Here is a 14,875-nt window from a genome sequence, read left to right on the forward strand (position 1 = left end):
GTGACCGCAGAAGCAGCCCTCCCGCCAAGCCCGCCTGCCACCACGGCAGAGAAGCTGGCCGAGCTCCGCGAGAAGTTGGAACTGGCCCGCGACCCGGGCGATGAGAAGGCAAAGGCGCGCCGCGACAAGAAGGGCATCCCTTCGGCCAGGCAGCGTATCTACGAGCTGCTGGACCCCGGCACCTTCTTCGAGATCGGTGCGTTGGCGAAGACGCCCGGTGACCCGAACGCGTTCTACGGTGACGGCGTCGTCACCGGTCACGGCGCCATCAACGGTCGCCCCGTCGGGGTTTTCAGCCACGACCAGACGGTCTTTCAGGGCTCGGTCGGGGAGATGTTCGGCCGCAAGGTCGCCCGACTCATGGAATGGGTGGCGATGGTCGGCTGCCCGATCATCGGCATCAACGATTCGGCGGGCGCTCGCATCCAGGACACCGCGACGTCGCTGGCCTGGTACGCCGAACTCGGCAGGCGGCACGAGATGCTGCGCGGCCTGGTGCCGGAGATCTCGCTGATCTTCGGCAAATGCGCAGGCGGAGCGGTCTATTCGCCGATCCAGACCGACCTCATCGTCGCGGTCCGCGACCAGGGCTACATGTTCATCACCGGGCCCGACGTCATCAAGGACGTCACCGGCGAGGACGTGACCTTCGATGAGCTCGGCGGTGCCGACGTGCAGGCGCAGCGCGGCAACATTCACAAGGTGGTCGAGAGCGAGACTGCGGCTTACCAATACGTGCGCGACTACTTGAGCTTCCTGCCCGCCAACCACTTCGACGACCCGCCGATCGTCAATCCCGGTCTGGAGCAGGAGCTCACGCAGCACGACTACGAACTGGACACGATCGTGCCGGACGCCGACAACATGGCGTACGACATGCACGAGGTGCTGCTGAGGATTTTCGACGACGGCGACGTGTTCGAGATCGCCGACCAGCGCGGCCCAGCCATGATCACCGCGTTCGCGCGCGTCGACGGCCATCCGGTCGGAGTGCTCGCCAACCAGCCGATGGTGCTGGCGGGCGCGGTTGACAACGAGGCCTCGGACAAGGCGGCCAGCTTCATCCGGTTCTGCGACTCGTTCAATCTGCCACTGGTATTCGTTGTCGACACCCCGGGTGCGTTGCCGGGAGTCGAGCAGGAGAAGGGCGGCATCATCAAGCGCGGTGGGCGGTTCTTCAACGCCATCGTGGAGGCCGACGTCCCGAAGGTGACGGTCATCGTGCGCAAGGCCTACGGCGGCGGGTACGCGGTGATGGGCTCCAAGCAGCTGTCCGCGGACCTGAACTTCGCGTGGCCGACGGCGCGCATCGCGGTGATCGGCGCAGAGGGTGCGGCGCAGTTGCTGGTGAAGAGATTCCCCGATCCGACTTCGCCCGAGGTGCAGAAGATTCGCAAGGACTTCATCGAGGGCTACAACCTCAACCTGGCCACGCCGTGGATCGCGGCCGAGCGCGGCTACATCGACGGCGTCATCGAGCCGCATGAGACCCGGCTGCTGCTGCGGAAGTCGCTGCGGCTGCTGCGGGACAAGCAGAACTTCCCGAAAGTGCTGCGGAAGCACGGCCTGCTCCCGATCTAGCGCTAGCCGGGCTACCTTTGTCCGGTGGCGCCCGACCCGCACTCGACGGCATTCGACCCGGAACTGCTGCGGGAGGCCGTCACTAGACGGCTGTATCGCCGCTCGGCCGTCACGGGGCAGGTCACCTTGCCCGCGGTGCCGGGCATGCTCGACGAATACGTGGCGATGTGCGCCAAACTCTTTGTGGGCGTGGGTAGGGCCTTCACGGACTCCGAACTCGACCACCTCAGGGAGGTGCTCGCCGATCAACTGGCGCAGGCCTACGCAGCGTCTCCGCGTTCGACCATCGTCATCTCCTACGAAGCGCCCGTCGGCACCGTGTTGAACTACCTCGTCAAGGCCGAATGGTGGACGGTCGAAGGGGCTTACGAGAACTGGATCGGAACCCGCGAGCCGCCGCTGTTCGGGGCCGACCCCGACGCCCTGGTGTGGACGTTGTCGAGCGAAGCAGCCGATCCCACAACGCATCCGGTGCTCGATGTCGGCGCGGGCACCGGGCGCAACGCACTGGCCCTTGCCCGACGCGGACACCCGGTCGACGCGATCGAGTCGACGCTCAAGTTCGCCGAAATGATTCGCACCGACGCGGACCGCGAGGCGCTGAACGTGCGCGTCATCGAACGTGACGCCTTCGCCGAGCTCGCCGAGCTTCGACGGGACTATCAGCTAATCGTGCTCTCCGAGGTGGTTAACGACTTCAGGACCCCGCAGCAACTGCGGGCCATCTTCGAACTCGCCGCCGACCGCCTTGCGCCAGGCGGGCGGCTGGTGTTCAATGCCTTCCTGGCGCGGCCCCCGTACGTCCCAGACGATGCCGCGCTCGAACTCGGACAGCAGTGCTACACATCGATTTTCACGCGAGCCGAGCTCAGGGCCGCCGCCTCCGAATTGCCGCTGCGGTGGATCTCCGACGACTCGGTGTACGAGTACGAGCGGTCGCATCTGCCGGAAGGCGCGTGGCCGCCCACGAGTTGGTACGCAGATTGGGTCAGCGGGCTGGACGTGTTCGACGTGCCGCGTGAGCAATCACCCATCGAGCTGCGCTGGCTCGTCTACCAGAAGCTGAGCGACTAGCTCCTAGACGCTCACGATGGTGCCCGCGGTGGGGTCGACCTTCCCGTCGAGCAGTTCGAGGTAAGCCCGTCGGATGTCGTCCTCACCGGAGATGCGCTCGACGCGAAGCCATCTCGAGGCCCACTCCGCGAACGGACCCCACGCGTCGGCGACGTTCTGGTCGAGCGTGGCGGTGCCCCAGTCTCTGCCGCGCTTGGTGATGCGGTCGGGCGCGAAGAAGAACACGGGGCTCGGGCCCGCGAGTTCGGCTGCGCCAGGGGCCATCTGGGTCCAATGGGTCGCGCCGACGGTGGAACTGTGGGCGAGCCGGTCACCGTAGTGGGCGTGCACGTCGGTGCGGACGCCGCCGTCCCCGGAGATGTCGACGTAGACCGCCCGCTCCCCGGGGAGTTGGGCAACGTCGTCGTACAGCACCACCGAGTCGTACACGTTCAACCCCTCGACGAACTCGCGGTTGCCCGCCGAGGTCAGGCCGACGACCTCGATGCCGTCGCGCTTGGCCAGTAGGTAGGCGGCGATGATCGCGGTCTTCGACGAGGCGCTGGAGATCACGATGGTGTCCGCACCGAAGAACTCCTCGTCGGCGAGGAGGTCATCGATCAGGAATGAGGTGAAGAAGAGCGGGAAGAAGATGACGTGCTCGGCCTCGCGGTCGGCCGAATAGACGGGGTCGGTCTCGACGTTGCGGTAACCCTGGTAGGCCGAGGGCAGCTGAGCCCGGTGCGGGGCGCCGTCGACGAAGCCCTTCTCGTTGACGCGTGTTGGCGCCACCAGCAGATGGCTGGCGCAGGGCAGGTAGCCGTAGACACGCAGGCCCTGCGGGAGCCCGCTGTTGCGTGACTCTTCGACGTGCGCGTAGCCCCAGACGTTCAGCTTCCCCCAGTCGGGGTCCGACGCCGGGAAGAAGTCCCAGTACTTCATGGTGTCGCCGAATACGGCGTAGGTGATGTTGTTGGCGGTCAATCCGAAGGATTCGATCGCTAGCAACGCTTCACCCTCGCCGGGTGACGGCGGGTCGGCGGTGACGAATCGGCTTTGATGGAGATCCTTGCGGTTCAGCTCGAAGTCCACGCGCCCAGCGTATGCGCTACCAATTGCTTGGCGCGTAGTCCTTCAGGAAGCACCCGTACACGTCCTCGCCGGTCTCCCCGCGCACGATCGGGTCGTACACCCGGGCGGCGCCGTCGACGAGGTCGAGCGGGGCATGGAACCCTTCGTCGGCGAGCCGCATCTTGGTCGGGTGCGGGCGCTCGTCGGTGATCCAGCCGGTGTCCACCGCGGTCATGAGAATGCCGTCCTGCTCAAGCATTTCGGCCGCGCTGGTACGGGTGAGCATGTTCAGCGCGGCCTTCGCCATGTTGGTGTGCGGGTGTCCGGGGCCCTTGTAGGCGCGGCTGAACTGACCTTCCATCGCCGAGACGTTCACGACGTACTTGCGCCGTGCGGGCGACGCGGCCATCGCTGGGCGCAGTCTGCTGATCAGAATGAAGGGCGCGGTCTGGTTGCACAGCTGCACTTCCAGCAGCTCCATCGCGTCGACCTCGTGCACGCGTTGCGTCCAACTGTTGATCGAGGCGGTGTCGGGCAGCAGCCCGCCCGCGTCGATGGCGGTGCCCGCGGCGATCCGGTCGGGCGTTGCACTGCGGGCGGTGAGGGCCAGTTCGGTGACCGGAGGGCAGGAGCGAAGCGACCCGGGAATTGACGGCGCGTGCGGCGTCTGGTGCTCGGCGAGGCTTCCTGCGAGCGCGGCCGGGTGGGCGTCGCTGACGTGGTCGAAGGTGATGACGTCGACGAGTGCCGGTGGCGGCGTGCGCTCCGCCTCGACGAGCGCGGCGTAGGAACCGGGGGAGCGACGCACCGTCTGCGCCGCATTGTTGATCAGGATGTCCAGTGGACCTCGCTCGGCAACGGTGTCGGCCAGTGCGACGACCTGAGCCGGGTCGCGGAGGTCGACGCCCACGATGCGCAACCGGTCCAGCCACGCGGCGCTGTCCTCCATGGCGGCGAATCGGCGCACGGCATCGTTCGGGAAGCGGGTGGTGATGGTCGTGTGCGCGCCGTCGCGGAGCAACCTCAGCGCGATGTACATGCCGATCTTGGCGCGGCCGCCGGTGAGCAGGGCGCTGCGGCCGGTGAGGTCGGTGCGCGCATCCCGCTTGGCCTGGTTGAACGCCGCGCACTCCGGACAGAGTTGGTGGTAGAACGCGTCGACCACGGTGTAGCGGTTCTTGCACGTGTAGCAGGCTCGCGAGCGCAGCAGCGTGCCCGCCGAGGCGCCGACCGCGGTGGACACAAGTGGCAGGCCCTGCGTCTCGTCGTCGATGCGACCGGGCGCACCGGTGGCGGTGGCTGCGGTCACGGCGTGGTCGGCGGCGGAGACCGCATCCCGCTTGGCGTGGCGGCGGGCCAGCTTGACCGACTTCCACAAGCCCGCGGTGGCGCGGCGCACCGCGACGGCATCGGGGTGCTCAGGGGGCAGCGACTCGATGTCGGACAGCACCTGCAGACAGGTGTTGAGCTTGTCGGGGTCGATCGCGGTCACCTGGGAAGAGTACTGGCGTCGTCGGCAAACGCCCTCCTCATGTTGAGCAAACCCTCCTCACGCCAGGCCAGGTAGGCCCATAGCGCGACGATGAGCGGCAACGGACCAAACGCCGCCCACCAGCGCGCCGACGGCGGCAGCAGGTCGGCGATGAGCTCCGCCCGTGGCGTCCCATCCACGAAGGGGGGCAGCCAGTCGTTCAGCAGGATCTCGAGCATCCGGGTTGTCTCGAACGGCCCGATCACCGTCGACAACGACCACCCGATCACCGCGATCAGCAGCGCCCACGGCCAGGCCAACAGCAGCGACTGGTCATCGACGATGTCGGCCGCACAGCGGATGGATTCGGCGAGAAACGCGATCGACAACGCCACCACGAGGCATGCCACCTGGGCGGTCAGCAGGTCGTCGAGCACGCTGGTGGCGCGTTCGGGCCCCGTGCTGCGGGGAAGTCCGATGGCGACCGAAAGCAAGCCAGCCACCACGGCAAGCAATGCAATGCGTCCGGTGAGGTCTTCGATCCGGTAAAAGGATTCGAGCATGGTCCGGATGACGAGCTTGGAAGCCGCCCGTGGGCGGGTGCGGTACAGGCCCATGACGACGACCCCCGACAGCACGTTGGCCGTCAGCCAGGCCACCACCGCGGCACAGATCGCGGTCAGCGCGAACGAACCCGCCAGTGGAATCAGCACGGCGTCGGTTTCGGCGCTGCTACGCACGACGATCAGCGGCACCACACCGATGGCGAGCACCCCGACCAGCCCGAGCACCAACGGGATGCTGAAGACCGTGACATCGCCTGCGTCCAGATCGGGCTCGCGCTCGCGGACCGCGGCGAGCTCCTTCGACAGCGCCGAACGCGCGTTCCTGAACGACATCTTGGCCGGCACCACGTGATGGTAGGCCGGGCCGGCGTCGCGGTTACGCCTTCGAGCGGCGGTGCGCACCCGGTTCGCGGCGGTGGGCGCCGGTGCTCCCGTTGGCGAGGCTGCGAAGGGCGTGGGAGAGCTTCTGCGTCGCGGGTTGCTGCGTGGCGGGCTTCTTGCCCGCCGCCGGGGCCTTCCGCGCGACCGCAAGCGGAGAGGGCTGATGGACTGAGCCGCGAATGTCCTTCACCGCGGTGTTCACCGCGGCCGTGACGAAACCGCTCGCCGTCTTGAGCGACGCGGCCGCAGCGGCGCCACCGGCGGCGAGCGCCACGCCAGGGTTGCCGGTGTCCGCCAGTTCGGTGGCGGTGACGTTGGCCGTGTGGACCCCGCCTTCCAATAGGAACTCGCCCGCCTGGAACGCGACGGCGACGGGGATGCTCACGCCGGCGACGGCCACGTCCTCCAGCACCCCTTGAGCGCCGGTTGGCAGGTTGGAGGGCGGGTCCGTCGCCGGTTGATTGAGGGCCTCGAGGATCTTCTCCCTGGCGGTCTGGACGGCGCCGGGCAGTTGGCCCGGCCGCAGGAAGGACTCGCCGACATTGATGGCCTGGACCACCGTGACCTGCAGGGTCTTGCCGACCGCCTTGGGTACGACGATGAACACGTCGGGCGTGATGATGCCGGTCGTGGCGATGTCGGCGGGGCTGGTCACCGATTCCGCTGCCGCGCCGACGGCCTTGAGCAATGAGCCCGATGGAAGCGCTGCGAGGAATCTCAACGGGGCCTCGGCCGCGCCGATCGGAACTGTGGTGACGAGCTGCACGATGGACGGGCAGATCAGCCCGCAGAACGTCAACTGATTGCGCAGGAAGGCCGCGGGGATCGCGCCGAGCGGCACCGAGTCGGCGGCGAGCCGGACGTCTGGTGCGGCGGGCCGCTCTGGCGGTGGTGCAGACGGCGTAATGGCAAGTGCCCCAATGCTTGCCGCGACGCCAACAGTCATCAACGAGTTCATGTCACCTTCCCGGGCATGTCGTGGGGTTCACCATTGACAACGACGTAGGCCTTGCTTGCGTTCAAGGCCGGGCGGAATTCGAGGCGTTGCGGCGATACTGGGCACCGATGATCGCGACCTCGGAGGGGAACTAGACGGTGTTGATCGGTGTACTGGCCGCGCTGCTGGCATGTTTCGGCTACGGCACCGCGTCGGTCCTTCAGGCCTATGGTGCGCGCCGCTCGGCCGCCAAGGAGGCGGCCAGCGGAACGGGCACCTTGGTCACCGCGACCGGCGCCCCGACTCTGACGGCGACCATTGCCGCCGCGCTGACTCCGGCATTCATCTGCGGGATGCTGCTTGACGGCATTGGCTTCCTGGGAAGCGTCGTCTCGGCCCGGCTGATCCCGCTGTTTCTGTCGCAGACGATCATGAGCGCCAACCTGGTGGTGACGGCGGTGCTCGGCGTCATCGTGCTCGGAGTGCGGTTGCACACCAGGGACTGGGTGGCCATCGTCGCGGTGGTGTTGTCCCTATGTGTCCTGGGCGCCACTGCGGGTCACACTGGCGAGGGCAACTCGGCGCCCGCCGTGCACTGGGGTGTGCTGGTTGGCGCGGTGGTGCTGCTCGCGATTGGCATCGTGCTGATCCGGCTGCTCGGCGCACGCGCGGCGATCCCGGCCGGCTTGGTCGCCGGGCTGCTGTTCGGGGCGATGGCGATCGCGGTGCGCATACTCGCTGGGGTCGACCCGTTCCGGCTGGGCGTCGTGCTGGCCGACCCGGCATCGTGGACCATCGCAATCGCAGGCGTCGGGGGCTTCTACCTGTTTACGGTGGCGCTGCAGATCGGTTCGGTCAACGGTGCGGCCGCGGCGCTCGTCGCCGGTGAGACGGTGGTGCCTGGAATCGCAGGCGTCGTCCTACTCGGTGACACCACCGCACCCGGACTCGGCTGGTTGATGGTGGTGGCCTTCGTCGGCGCCGTGGCGGGGGCGGTGGCCGTGGCCGTCTTCGGCGCCGAGCAGAACGCCGATGCCAAGCGTTAGCGGGTGGCGTGGCCCAACACGTGGGCGCCGTAGCCAATGCCCGCGACGGCCGCGAGCGCGCGGGTGCGGCGGTGTGTGATGCCCAGTCCCACTGCGGTTCCGACAGCGCCGTTGAGGTAGGTGTGAAGCCGGGCCCGCCGCGGTGACCGGCCACGCGTCAGCGGTGCGAACAGCCGCGGGTTGGTGAAGTGTGCGGCGCCGACTCCGGCCAGCGTGAGTCCGGCGATTCGTGCCGCGCCACCGCGGTGTGTGCTCACGTTTCCTCCATGCCGTGCGACCCGGCCGTGGACTTGGTCGACGTGTCGCTGACCTTCGCGTGCCGTGGGATCAGCGCAATCAAGGCCGCCGCGCCGAGCAGGACCAGACTGCCTGCGGCGACGCGGCGCCATACGATCGCCGACCGGCACTGGCCGGTGTAGTCGGTGCTTGTCGTCGGGCCCGCGGCGTCGTCAGCACGGGTGGCCTGGTCGTAATCCGCCTGCAACCCAGTCCCGCACCCGATGTGAAACCCCCACCGGTCATAAGCGGCCAAATGGACCTGCCACTGCAGCGCAATGACGCCGGCCAGGATCACCGCGGCCGCGATCACACCGATGGTGAACCGGTCACGCAAGACTTCAACCCACTTCATCGTTCGTCCCGAATTCTGCGCGTTCAGTTCATTGCGCCCAGGATGGGCTCCGACTCGACGAGGCCTTCGTCGCTGGGCGCGGCGCCCTCGCCGAACACGCGCGCCGCTTGCCGCGCACGTAGGTCTCGATGGGCGACGGCAGGCGCTTCGAAGCCATAGCGCACTTGAGCTTCGGCCGGGGTCAGCGTTTGCGAGTTGACCGGCGGCACACCGAGTTTGATGGGCGCGACGACAGGATAGGTCATCGGGGCCAGCACCTTCAAAAACGCCAACTCGGCATGCGGACTGATGCTGAGCAGGTGGAAGCCCACCCAAAGGATCGGCCGGACGACAACGTCGATGAACCTAGGCTGGTCGATGCCGCTCATCTCACGCATCCAGCGGGGCATCGTGGCGATCGACCCCGCCCGCAGGGTCCCCGTCACCAAGCCTGCGACGAAGCGGGCCGGCTTGGGCATTCGCGGGAGCATCACGTCGGCGTCGAGCAGGTGATTCATCGCCGACACCGCAATTGGGCTGGCCGCCAACTGCGGCCGCATGGCTTCGAAGTACTCCCGAATGCCCTCCCGAGTGCGGGGCACGTCGGCCGGATCGCACGTCTGCAGCTCGGCCGCGACGGCGCACTCGTCCCAGTAGCGTGCCTCGTCCTGCGCGGAGAGTGGTCCGGGCCCGTACTTCTCGTAGGCGTAGAGGATCGAATGCCATGCGGTGAGGTGTATCCACAGTTGTGAGGCCGGATCGTTGGCGTCATAGCGTCCGCCTCCGTACGGCTCGTTGCCGATGGCCTTTGAGTGAATTTTCACCAGAACATCAGCAGCAGTGGAGGTTTCCCGTGAGCCGCCAAAGGCCACCAGCGCAAAGTAGTGCAGTGTGCGGTCATAGCGGGTACGGGGCCGCTTGTAGATGTCGTGGGTCTTGTCCACCGCGGCAACGAGATTGGGATCAAGTTCTTCGACCACCACCGCACGCTGGAAGCCGATCGACACGCTGGTGGGGTATCCCCACACCTTCCACGCGATCGAGTCGGGGCCGAAGAACCCGTAGTCTTCGTGGGGCACAGGCTGGTGGCCGCGGGGAATTCGGCGTGTCACTGCGCGCAGGCGGCCTCGTGTGGGAAAACGTGTCATCGATCTTCCTTCTCCTCGCGTGAGTAAACGGGTGTCGGGGTTAGGCGGCGGCAGCGAACGCCTGGCACACCATGCGTCCGTAGAGTCTGCCGAGTTCCTCGGCGTCGTAAGCGGTGTCGGGGTCCAGAAGGGAGCGGGCCGCGGCAACCGATGACGACACCAGGAACTCGACGAGGATCGGCAGTTTCGCCTCGATGTCGTCCATCGACCACCACTTGGTCAACACCGGGCGAATCCACGTCGCGGCGGCCTCGGCCAGTTGCCCGCGGACACGGGTGAAGCGGTCGGCCACGGCGGCGTCGGGGGTGGCGAACAGCACCCGCCATGAGTTTGGCCGGTTCGTCACCACCCGTAGCAAGGCCTGAAACCCGGCGATGAAGGCATCTTCGGGAGTGTCGCCTTGCGCGGAGTACAGGGACTCCACCAGCCCCTCTCGCAACGCCGCCGTTTCCCGCTTGAGCAGCGCGCTCAAGATATCGATCCGGTCGGCGAAGCAGGCGTACACCACCGGCCGGGTGACTTTCAGGCGCTTTGCGATGGCGCCGATGGTGACCTCGCCGACGCCCTGTTCGACGGCGATCACCAGCGCCGCGTCCAGTACCTGGGGGCGACGGCGGTCAGGACCCAGATGGGCGGCGCGGGCTCGCGGTGCGCGTTTGCTGAGCACGGGCATGGAGCGAACCTAACACGCTTTGCTACATGTGTGAAGCTTTTTCATGCATGACTGTAGGAAATTCCTTCAATATTGTAGCTTTTCAGCAGGCAGCTAACCGCCTGCGCGGCCGACCTAGCGGGCGTTGAGTGCGACGGCGGCGCGCACGAGCGCCGTGAACGACTTGTCGTCGAACTCGTCGCCCTCGCCGATGTCGATGGCGCGCCGGGTGTTGCCGCCCAAGCTCGAGTTGAACAGCCCAGTCGGGTCGTCCAGGGCGGCGCCGTTGGCGAACGTCACCTTGACCTTGTCCTTGTATGTCTCACCGGTGCAGATCATTCCGTCGTGATACCAGGTTGGAACGCCTCGCCACTTCCACTCCTCGACCACGTCGGGGTCGGCCTGCTTGATCAGCTTTCGGATCCGCGCCAGCACGTCGCCACGCCAGTCGGCCAACTCCTTGATCCGCCCGTCGATCAGCTGGGCGGGTGTCTCGCTCGTCGTCATGCTGGTACCTCGTTGATGCGGATCAGCGTGCCCGCGGGATCGCGGACGGCGCAGTCGCGCACACCGTACGGCTGCTCGGTTGGCTCCTGGACGATCTCGGCGCCGCTCGCTTGCAACCGGTCGAAGGTGCCGTCGAGGTCTGGGGTGGCGAAGGTGATGATCGCGTAGGTGCCCTTGGCCATCATCTCGGCGATGATGCGGCGTTCGTCGTCGGTGGTGCCGGGGTAGGCGGCGGGCGGATGCAGAACGATCGAGGTACCAGGCTGATTCGGGGCACCGACCGTGATCCAGCGCATCTTGCCGCCACCGACGTCGAGGCGAACCTCGAAGCCGAGAATGTCGCGATAGAACGCCAGCGAGGCTTCCGGATCGTCGTGCGGCAGGAACGTGTTGTGAATCGTGATGTCCATGGGTTTCACGCTAGGGGCAGTGCGGTGGCGGACGCTTCTCGATTCCTGATCGATGCCGCCGAACGCGTTCAACCGGCGGCGATGAACGGGCTGATGGCGTCGCGCGCGAACTGGATGACGTTGACCGACGGATTCCCATCCGGGTAGCTCACCGTGGCGAGCAGATTCGCGCCCGCGTCGACGAAGTCCCCGTCGGCGCGACCCTGGTGCGTCGTCGAGGTCACCAGGATGATGCCCGAAGTACCGGCTTGCTTCGCGAGCGGCACCGAGAACTGCGCGTTCTGCACCGTGCTGTTGGCCCTGTCTTCGGTGATGATTCTGTTGGCTGGAAAAGCGAACAGCTGCAAGAGGTTTCGCATCTGCTCGGCTTCGGTGTGGCCGTTCTGCGGGTTGCCGCCGGTGACGATGATCGGGGACTGGGGAAAGAACTGGGCGACGGTCAGTCCCGTGAGTACGCGGCGGCGAAGGATCGTACGCATCGTGCCGTCCGGGTTCAGTCCGTATCCCAGGATGACGATGGCAGGCCTGGTGAAGTCCTTTACTTGGGGGACAGCCTGGGCGGAGGTGGGGCTGAGGCCACCGAGGGCGATGACGACGGCGAGCATCGAGACAAGGGCTTTCGAATTCCACCGGCCGCGCATTCGTCCTCCACAACTGCAGTGACAGACGAGGTTGATGTTACTGGTGGTGCTGCGGCTGCGAAACCCCGCTGCTTGCCCCGCGCGAGATTGGGCTCAGGTAAGTGGCCACTCGCACGTTCGTTACCTGGCTTCAATCTCGCGGTCTTCCGACCGTGGGCAGTGCCGGCTCGGCGTCGGAATTCCTGACGGGCCGGGTTACCTGTTTCTCCACGCACGCCGGTAGCCCCGCTGATGCGTGCGCGACCTGATCCCGGTAAACGCTCGGCGGCATGCCGACGAGTTCGGCGAAACGCGTGCTGAAGGTGCCAAGCGACGAGCACCCGACCGCGAAGCACACCTCGGTGACGCTGAGGTCCCCGCGACGCAGCAGTGCCATCGCGCGCTCTATCCGCCGCGTCATCAAGTACGAATACGGTGGTTCGCCGTAGGCCAACCGGAATTGGCGGCTGAGGTGACCGGCCGACATGTTCACACCGCGCGCAAGCTTTTCCACGTCCAGCGGCTGTGCGTACTCCCGGTCGATCCGGTCGCGCACGCGGCGTAGTAGCGCGAGGTCGCGCAGGCGTGGGTCGGGAATGTCGGCCACCCGTGCGATGCTGCCACGCGGCGGGGGAGTTTCCGAGCGGGGCAAGGGCGGGCTCTCGTCGAGTTCGCCCCATCTGGGGTCGGGCGAATAGCTTGTTGAGCTAATGTTTGCGTGTTGTCTGAGGGGGAGAGTCGGTAACTCATGAAATTCAGTCGGCTACTGTGCGGCGCCGCCGTCATCGCGCTGGGAATGTCGTTCACGTCTGCGATACCCGCTTACGCCGTACCCGATCCGGGGTGCGTGCGGCCCGACGGGACGCCGTGCCCGCCCCTGCCGCCTGGGTGCGTTCAGGACAACGGATTGCCGTGTTCGCCTGCCCCGCAGGACCTTGCCGCCGCATGTGCGCGCAATCCCGTTGCGTGCATGTGGCTGACCCGGTAGTGGTCGGCTAGATCCCGGGCAAGGCCAGCCAGTCGTCGACCTCGAAACGGTCGCCGCGCGCCACGATGGTGGCTCCGCCGTGGCCCGGGTAGTGCGCGGGGATCACCGAAGCGCGGGCCCGTGCGGCCTCGGTGAACACCCGCTTGCGGGTCACCGCAGCCGCGGCCGGATCGACGTCGAACCCGCACGGATCCTGCGGCCGCGGAATCTGGATGGGGCAGTGCGTGAGATCGCCGACGAATACCGCGGGCTTGCCGGCATCCAGCCACAGCACCGAGGACCCAGGGGTGTGGCCGGCCGCCGGACGCAGCCGAAGCGACTCGCTCAGCTGCAGGTCGTCCGACCACAACTCCATCTGGTCGGCGATGGGAAAGACGCTGTCGTCGAACACGATTCGCGCGCCCTCGCTGTCCCCGGGACCGTCGGGCGCGAAGTGGTAGTAATCGGCCTCGGGCACCAGGTAGCGCGCGTTCGGAAAGGTCGGCACCCAGGCGCCGTCGTCGAGTCGGGTGTTCCAGCCCACGTGGTCGGTGTGTAGGTGGGTGTTGACGACGGCGTCGACGTCGGCAGGGTCGACCTCGGCCCGGGTCAGCGCGCCGAGGAAGTCGGTCTGCAGGTTCGCCAGTCCGGGGAAGTGCGGGCGCTGGCGGTCGTTCCCGACGCCGGTGTCGACGACGACGGTCAGGCCGTCGACCTCGATCACCCAACTCTGCAGGATGACGCGCCACCGCCCCGTCTCGGGATCCAGGAATGTCGGCACCAGGAGTTCGGCGTTTTCCTGCCAGGCTTCCGGCGGCGTTTCGGCGAACACGTTCGTGCCAACGTCGAACTGCGACTCCACGACCCGGGTGACGACGGCGTTGCCGAGCCGGATCCGGTCAGTCATGGCTTGACCCTACGACACGCCGGTGCGCACAGTAGCGAGGTGAAGCTCACCTACCGCCACGTCGACGTCTTCAGCCCGACCCCGTTCGGCGGCAACGGCCTGCCCGTCTTTCCCGACGCTCGGGACTTGAGTGCGGACCAGATGCTCCGGATCACTCAGGAGTTGCGACATTTCGAGGCCATCTTCCTGCAGTCGACGGACCAGCCGAACACCTTCGGCGCCAGGATATTCGACCTGTTCGGCGAACTACCCTTCGCCGGTCATCCGATCATCGGTGCGGCCGCGGTCGTGCACAAGCGCTCCGGGGTGCGCGATCCGCAAGGCTGGCGATTCCAAATCGGCAGCAGGACAGTGGAAATAACGACACAGGTCACGTCGTCGGGCTACTTCGGCTTGCTGGATCAGGGTGTTCCACAGTTCTTGGGCACACCGGAGGACGGGGCGCCCGTCGCCGGTGCGTTCCAGCTCTCGCCGCGCGACCTTGCCGACGACCTTCCGCTGGAAGTGGTGAGTACGGGGCTTCGCTACCTGATCGTGCCGGTCCAACCGGGAGCCTTGGCGCGCGCCAGGATCGCCAGCGACATCACCGATTTGCTGAAGGGCGTCGGCGCCGAGTTCGCAGTACTGCTCGACGAATCAGCGCTCGAGATCCGGCATTGGAACAACGACGGAGTCATCGAGGACGTGGCAACGGGCAGCGCCGCCGGTGCGATCGGAGCCTACCGGCTGCGGCACGGACTGGCCCGCGGCGGCGACACCTTCGTGCTGAACCAGGGCCAGTTCACCGGGCGCCCAAGCGAATTGCGCGTATGCCCAGAAGGCAGTCCCGATCGGGTGGAATCGGTGAAGGTCGGTGGCGACGTGTCGTTCGTCGGGCACGGCGTCATCGAGGCTCGCCCCTAAGCCCCCGCCGAGTGGGAACCTCACGACGTTTCGAAGCCCGCAAAC

Annotated in this window: 18 protein-coding genes; 5 read left to right on the top strand and 13 right to left on the bottom strand. The window is 66.9% G+C overall.

Translation table 11 applies throughout. The features are described 5' to 3' along the window. Nucleotides 1-1,581: an acyl-CoA carboxylase subunit beta gene (locus tag SLQ30_RS15715; protein WP_319448467.1), complete on the top strand. Its 1,581-nt coding sequence runs from the start codon at nucleotides 1-3 to the stop codon at nucleotides 1,579-1,581. Between the two features lie 24 nt (nucleotides 1,582-1,605). Beyond that, nucleotides 1,606-2,655, top strand: coding sequence for a class I SAM-dependent methyltransferase (locus SLQ30_RS15720; protein WP_319448468.1), 1,050 nt, complete (start codon nucleotides 1,606-1,608; stop codon nucleotides 2,653-2,655). Between the two features lie 3 nt (nucleotides 2,656-2,658). On the opposite strand, the gene SLQ30_RS15725 is transcribed toward SLQ30_RS15720, so the two are convergent. The 4 genes from SLQ30_RS15725 to SLQ30_RS15740 are packed head-to-tail and all read right to left on the bottom strand — an operon-like array spanning nucleotide 2,659 to nucleotide 7,081. Next, entirely contained in the window at nucleotides 2,659-3,726 is a 1,068-nt protein-coding gene (locus SLQ30_RS15725) for a DUF2855 family protein (protein ID WP_319448469.1), read from the bottom strand. A 16-nt stretch (nucleotides 3,727-3,742) separates the two neighbouring features. Continuing rightward, entirely contained in the window at nucleotides 3,743-5,197 is a 1,455-nt protein-coding gene (locus SLQ30_RS15730; RefSeq protein WP_319448470.1) for an SDR family NAD(P)-dependent oxidoreductase, read from the bottom strand. Further along, nucleotides 5,194-6,087, bottom strand: a complete 894-nt coding sequence (locus tag SLQ30_RS15735; RefSeq protein ID WP_319448471.1) for a hypothetical protein — start codon at nucleotides 6,085-6,087, stop codon at nucleotides 5,194-5,196. The genes SLQ30_RS15730 and SLQ30_RS15735 overlap by 4 nt, the downstream gene beginning before the upstream one ends. Nucleotides 6,088-6,118: 31 nt before the next feature. Continuing rightward, entirely contained in the window at nucleotides 6,119-7,081 is a 963-nt protein-coding gene (locus SLQ30_RS15740; RefSeq protein ID WP_319448472.1) for a hypothetical protein, read from the bottom strand. A 137-nt stretch (nucleotides 7,082-7,218) separates the two neighbouring features. Here SLQ30_RS15740 and SLQ30_RS15745 point away from each other — a divergent pair, with 137 nt between their 5' ends. Next, on the top strand, nucleotides 7,219-8,106 hold the full coding sequence (locus SLQ30_RS15745; RefSeq protein WP_319448473.1) for a hypothetical protein: 888 nt from the start codon (nucleotides 7,219-7,221) through the stop codon (nucleotides 8,104-8,106). Here the strand turns inward: SLQ30_RS15745 and SLQ30_RS15750 are convergent. The 8 genes from SLQ30_RS15750 to SLQ30_RS15785 all read right to left on the bottom strand — a co-directional run bounded on the left by SLQ30_RS15750 (nucleotide 8,103) and on the right by SLQ30_RS15785 (nucleotide 12,660). Beyond that, complete coding sequence (locus tag SLQ30_RS15750; RefSeq protein ID WP_319448474.1) at nucleotides 8,103-8,363, bottom strand: hypothetical protein; 261 nt, start codon at nucleotides 8,361-8,363, stop codon at nucleotides 8,103-8,105. The genes SLQ30_RS15745 and SLQ30_RS15750 overlap by 4 nt on opposite strands. Continuing rightward, nucleotides 8,360-8,737: a hypothetical protein gene (locus SLQ30_RS15755; RefSeq protein ID WP_319448475.1), complete on the bottom strand. Its 378-nt coding sequence runs from the start codon at nucleotides 8,735-8,737 to the stop codon at nucleotides 8,360-8,362. Before SLQ30_RS15755 ends, SLQ30_RS15750 begins: the two co-directional genes overlap by 4 nt. Before the next feature lie 23 nt (nucleotides 8,738-8,760). Then, complete coding sequence (locus SLQ30_RS15760) at nucleotides 8,761-9,864, bottom strand: oxygenase MpaB family protein (protein ID WP_319448476.1); 1,104 nt, start codon at nucleotides 9,862-9,864, stop codon at nucleotides 8,761-8,763. Nucleotides 9,865-9,904: 40 nt separating this feature from the next. Continuing rightward, entirely contained in the window at nucleotides 9,905-10,537 is a 633-nt protein-coding gene (locus SLQ30_RS15765) for a TetR/AcrR family transcriptional regulator (protein ID WP_319448477.1), read from the bottom strand. A gap of 114 nt (nucleotides 10,538-10,651) precedes the next feature. Continuing rightward, nucleotides 10,652-11,023 carry a DUF1801 domain-containing protein gene (locus SLQ30_RS15770; RefSeq protein ID WP_319448478.1) on the bottom strand — a complete coding sequence of 124 codons (372 nt, stop codon included), beginning with the start codon at nucleotides 11,021-11,023 and terminating at the stop codon, nucleotides 10,652-10,654. Continuing rightward, nucleotides 11,020-11,433: a VOC family protein gene (locus SLQ30_RS15775; protein ID WP_319448479.1), complete on the bottom strand. Its 414-nt coding sequence runs from the start codon at nucleotides 11,431-11,433 to the stop codon at nucleotides 11,020-11,022. Before SLQ30_RS15775 ends, SLQ30_RS15770 begins: the two co-directional genes overlap by 4 nt. 68 nt (nucleotides 11,434-11,501) lie before the next feature. Beyond that, complete coding sequence (locus SLQ30_RS15780) at nucleotides 11,502-12,074, bottom strand: YdcF family protein (protein WP_319448480.1); 573 nt, start codon at nucleotides 12,072-12,074, stop codon at nucleotides 11,502-11,504. A gap of 130 nt (nucleotides 12,075-12,204) precedes the next feature. Next, nucleotides 12,205-12,660 (bottom strand): helix-turn-helix transcriptional regulator, encoded by a 456-nt coding sequence (locus tag SLQ30_RS15785; RefSeq protein WP_413468046.1) that lies wholly within the window; start codon nucleotides 12,658-12,660, stop codon nucleotides 12,205-12,207. A gap of 141 nt (nucleotides 12,661-12,801) precedes the next feature. Between SLQ30_RS15785 and SLQ30_RS15790 the strand changes: the two genes are divergently transcribed. Next, nucleotides 12,802-13,041, top strand: a complete 240-nt coding sequence (locus tag SLQ30_RS15790; RefSeq protein ID WP_319448481.1) for a hypothetical protein — start codon at nucleotides 12,802-12,804, stop codon at nucleotides 13,039-13,041. A 7-nt stretch (nucleotides 13,042-13,048) separates the two neighbouring features. Here SLQ30_RS15790 and SLQ30_RS15795 read toward each other — a convergent pair whose 3' ends face one another. Beyond that, entirely contained in the window at nucleotides 13,049-13,927 is an 879-nt protein-coding gene (locus SLQ30_RS15795; RefSeq protein WP_319448482.1) for an MBL fold metallo-hydrolase, read from the bottom strand. Nucleotides 13,928-13,966: 39 nt separating this feature from the next. Here SLQ30_RS15795 and SLQ30_RS15800 point away from each other — a divergent pair, with 39 nt between their 5' ends. After that, nucleotides 13,967-14,830: a PhzF family phenazine biosynthesis protein gene (locus SLQ30_RS15800; RefSeq protein WP_319448483.1), complete on the top strand. Its 864-nt coding sequence runs from the start codon at nucleotides 13,967-13,969 to the stop codon at nucleotides 14,828-14,830. Nucleotides 14,831-14,875: the final 45 nt, after the last annotated feature.

The sequence above is a fragment of the Mycobacterium sp. RTGN4 genome (assembly GCF_033804635.1).
Taxonomy (GTDB): domain Bacteria; phylum Actinomycetota; class Actinomycetes; order Mycobacteriales; family Mycobacteriaceae; genus Mycobacterium.

Bases quoted from the DNA above. Each gene is read 5' to 3' on its own strand.
- SLQ30_RS15740 (WP_319448472.1), bottom strand. From the start codon at position 7,081: ATGAACTCGTTGATGACTGTTGGCGTCGCGGCAAGCATTGGGGCACTT.
- SLQ30_RS15755 (WP_319448475.1), bottom strand. From the start codon at position 8,737: ATGAAGTGGGTTGAAGTCTTGCGTGACCGGTTCACCATCGGTGTGATC.
- SLQ30_RS15760 (WP_319448476.1), bottom strand. From the start codon at position 9,864: ATGACACGTTTTCCCACACGAGGCCGCCTGCGCGCAGTGACACGCCGA.
- SLQ30_RS15765 (WP_319448477.1), bottom strand. From the start codon at position 10,537: ATGCCCGTGCTCAGCAAACGCGCACCGCGAGCCCGCGCCGCCCATCTG.
- SLQ30_RS15770 (WP_319448478.1), bottom strand. From the start codon at position 11,023: ATGACGACGAGCGAGACACCCGCCCAGCTGATCGACGGGCGGATCAAG.
- SLQ30_RS15775 (WP_319448479.1), bottom strand. From the start codon at position 11,433: ATGGACATCACGATTCACAACACGTTCCTGCCGCACGACGATCCGGAA.
- SLQ30_RS15780 (WP_319448480.1), bottom strand. From the start codon at position 12,074: ATGCGCGGCCGGTGGAATTCGAAAGCCCTTGTCTCGATGCTCGCCGTC.
- SLQ30_RS15790 (WP_319448481.1), top strand. From the start codon at position 12,802: ATGAAATTCAGTCGGCTACTGTGCGGCGCCGCCGTCATCGCGCTGGGA.
- SLQ30_RS15795 (WP_319448482.1), bottom strand. From the start codon at position 13,927: ATGACTGACCGGATCCGGCTCGGCAACGCCGTCGTCACCCGGGTCGTG.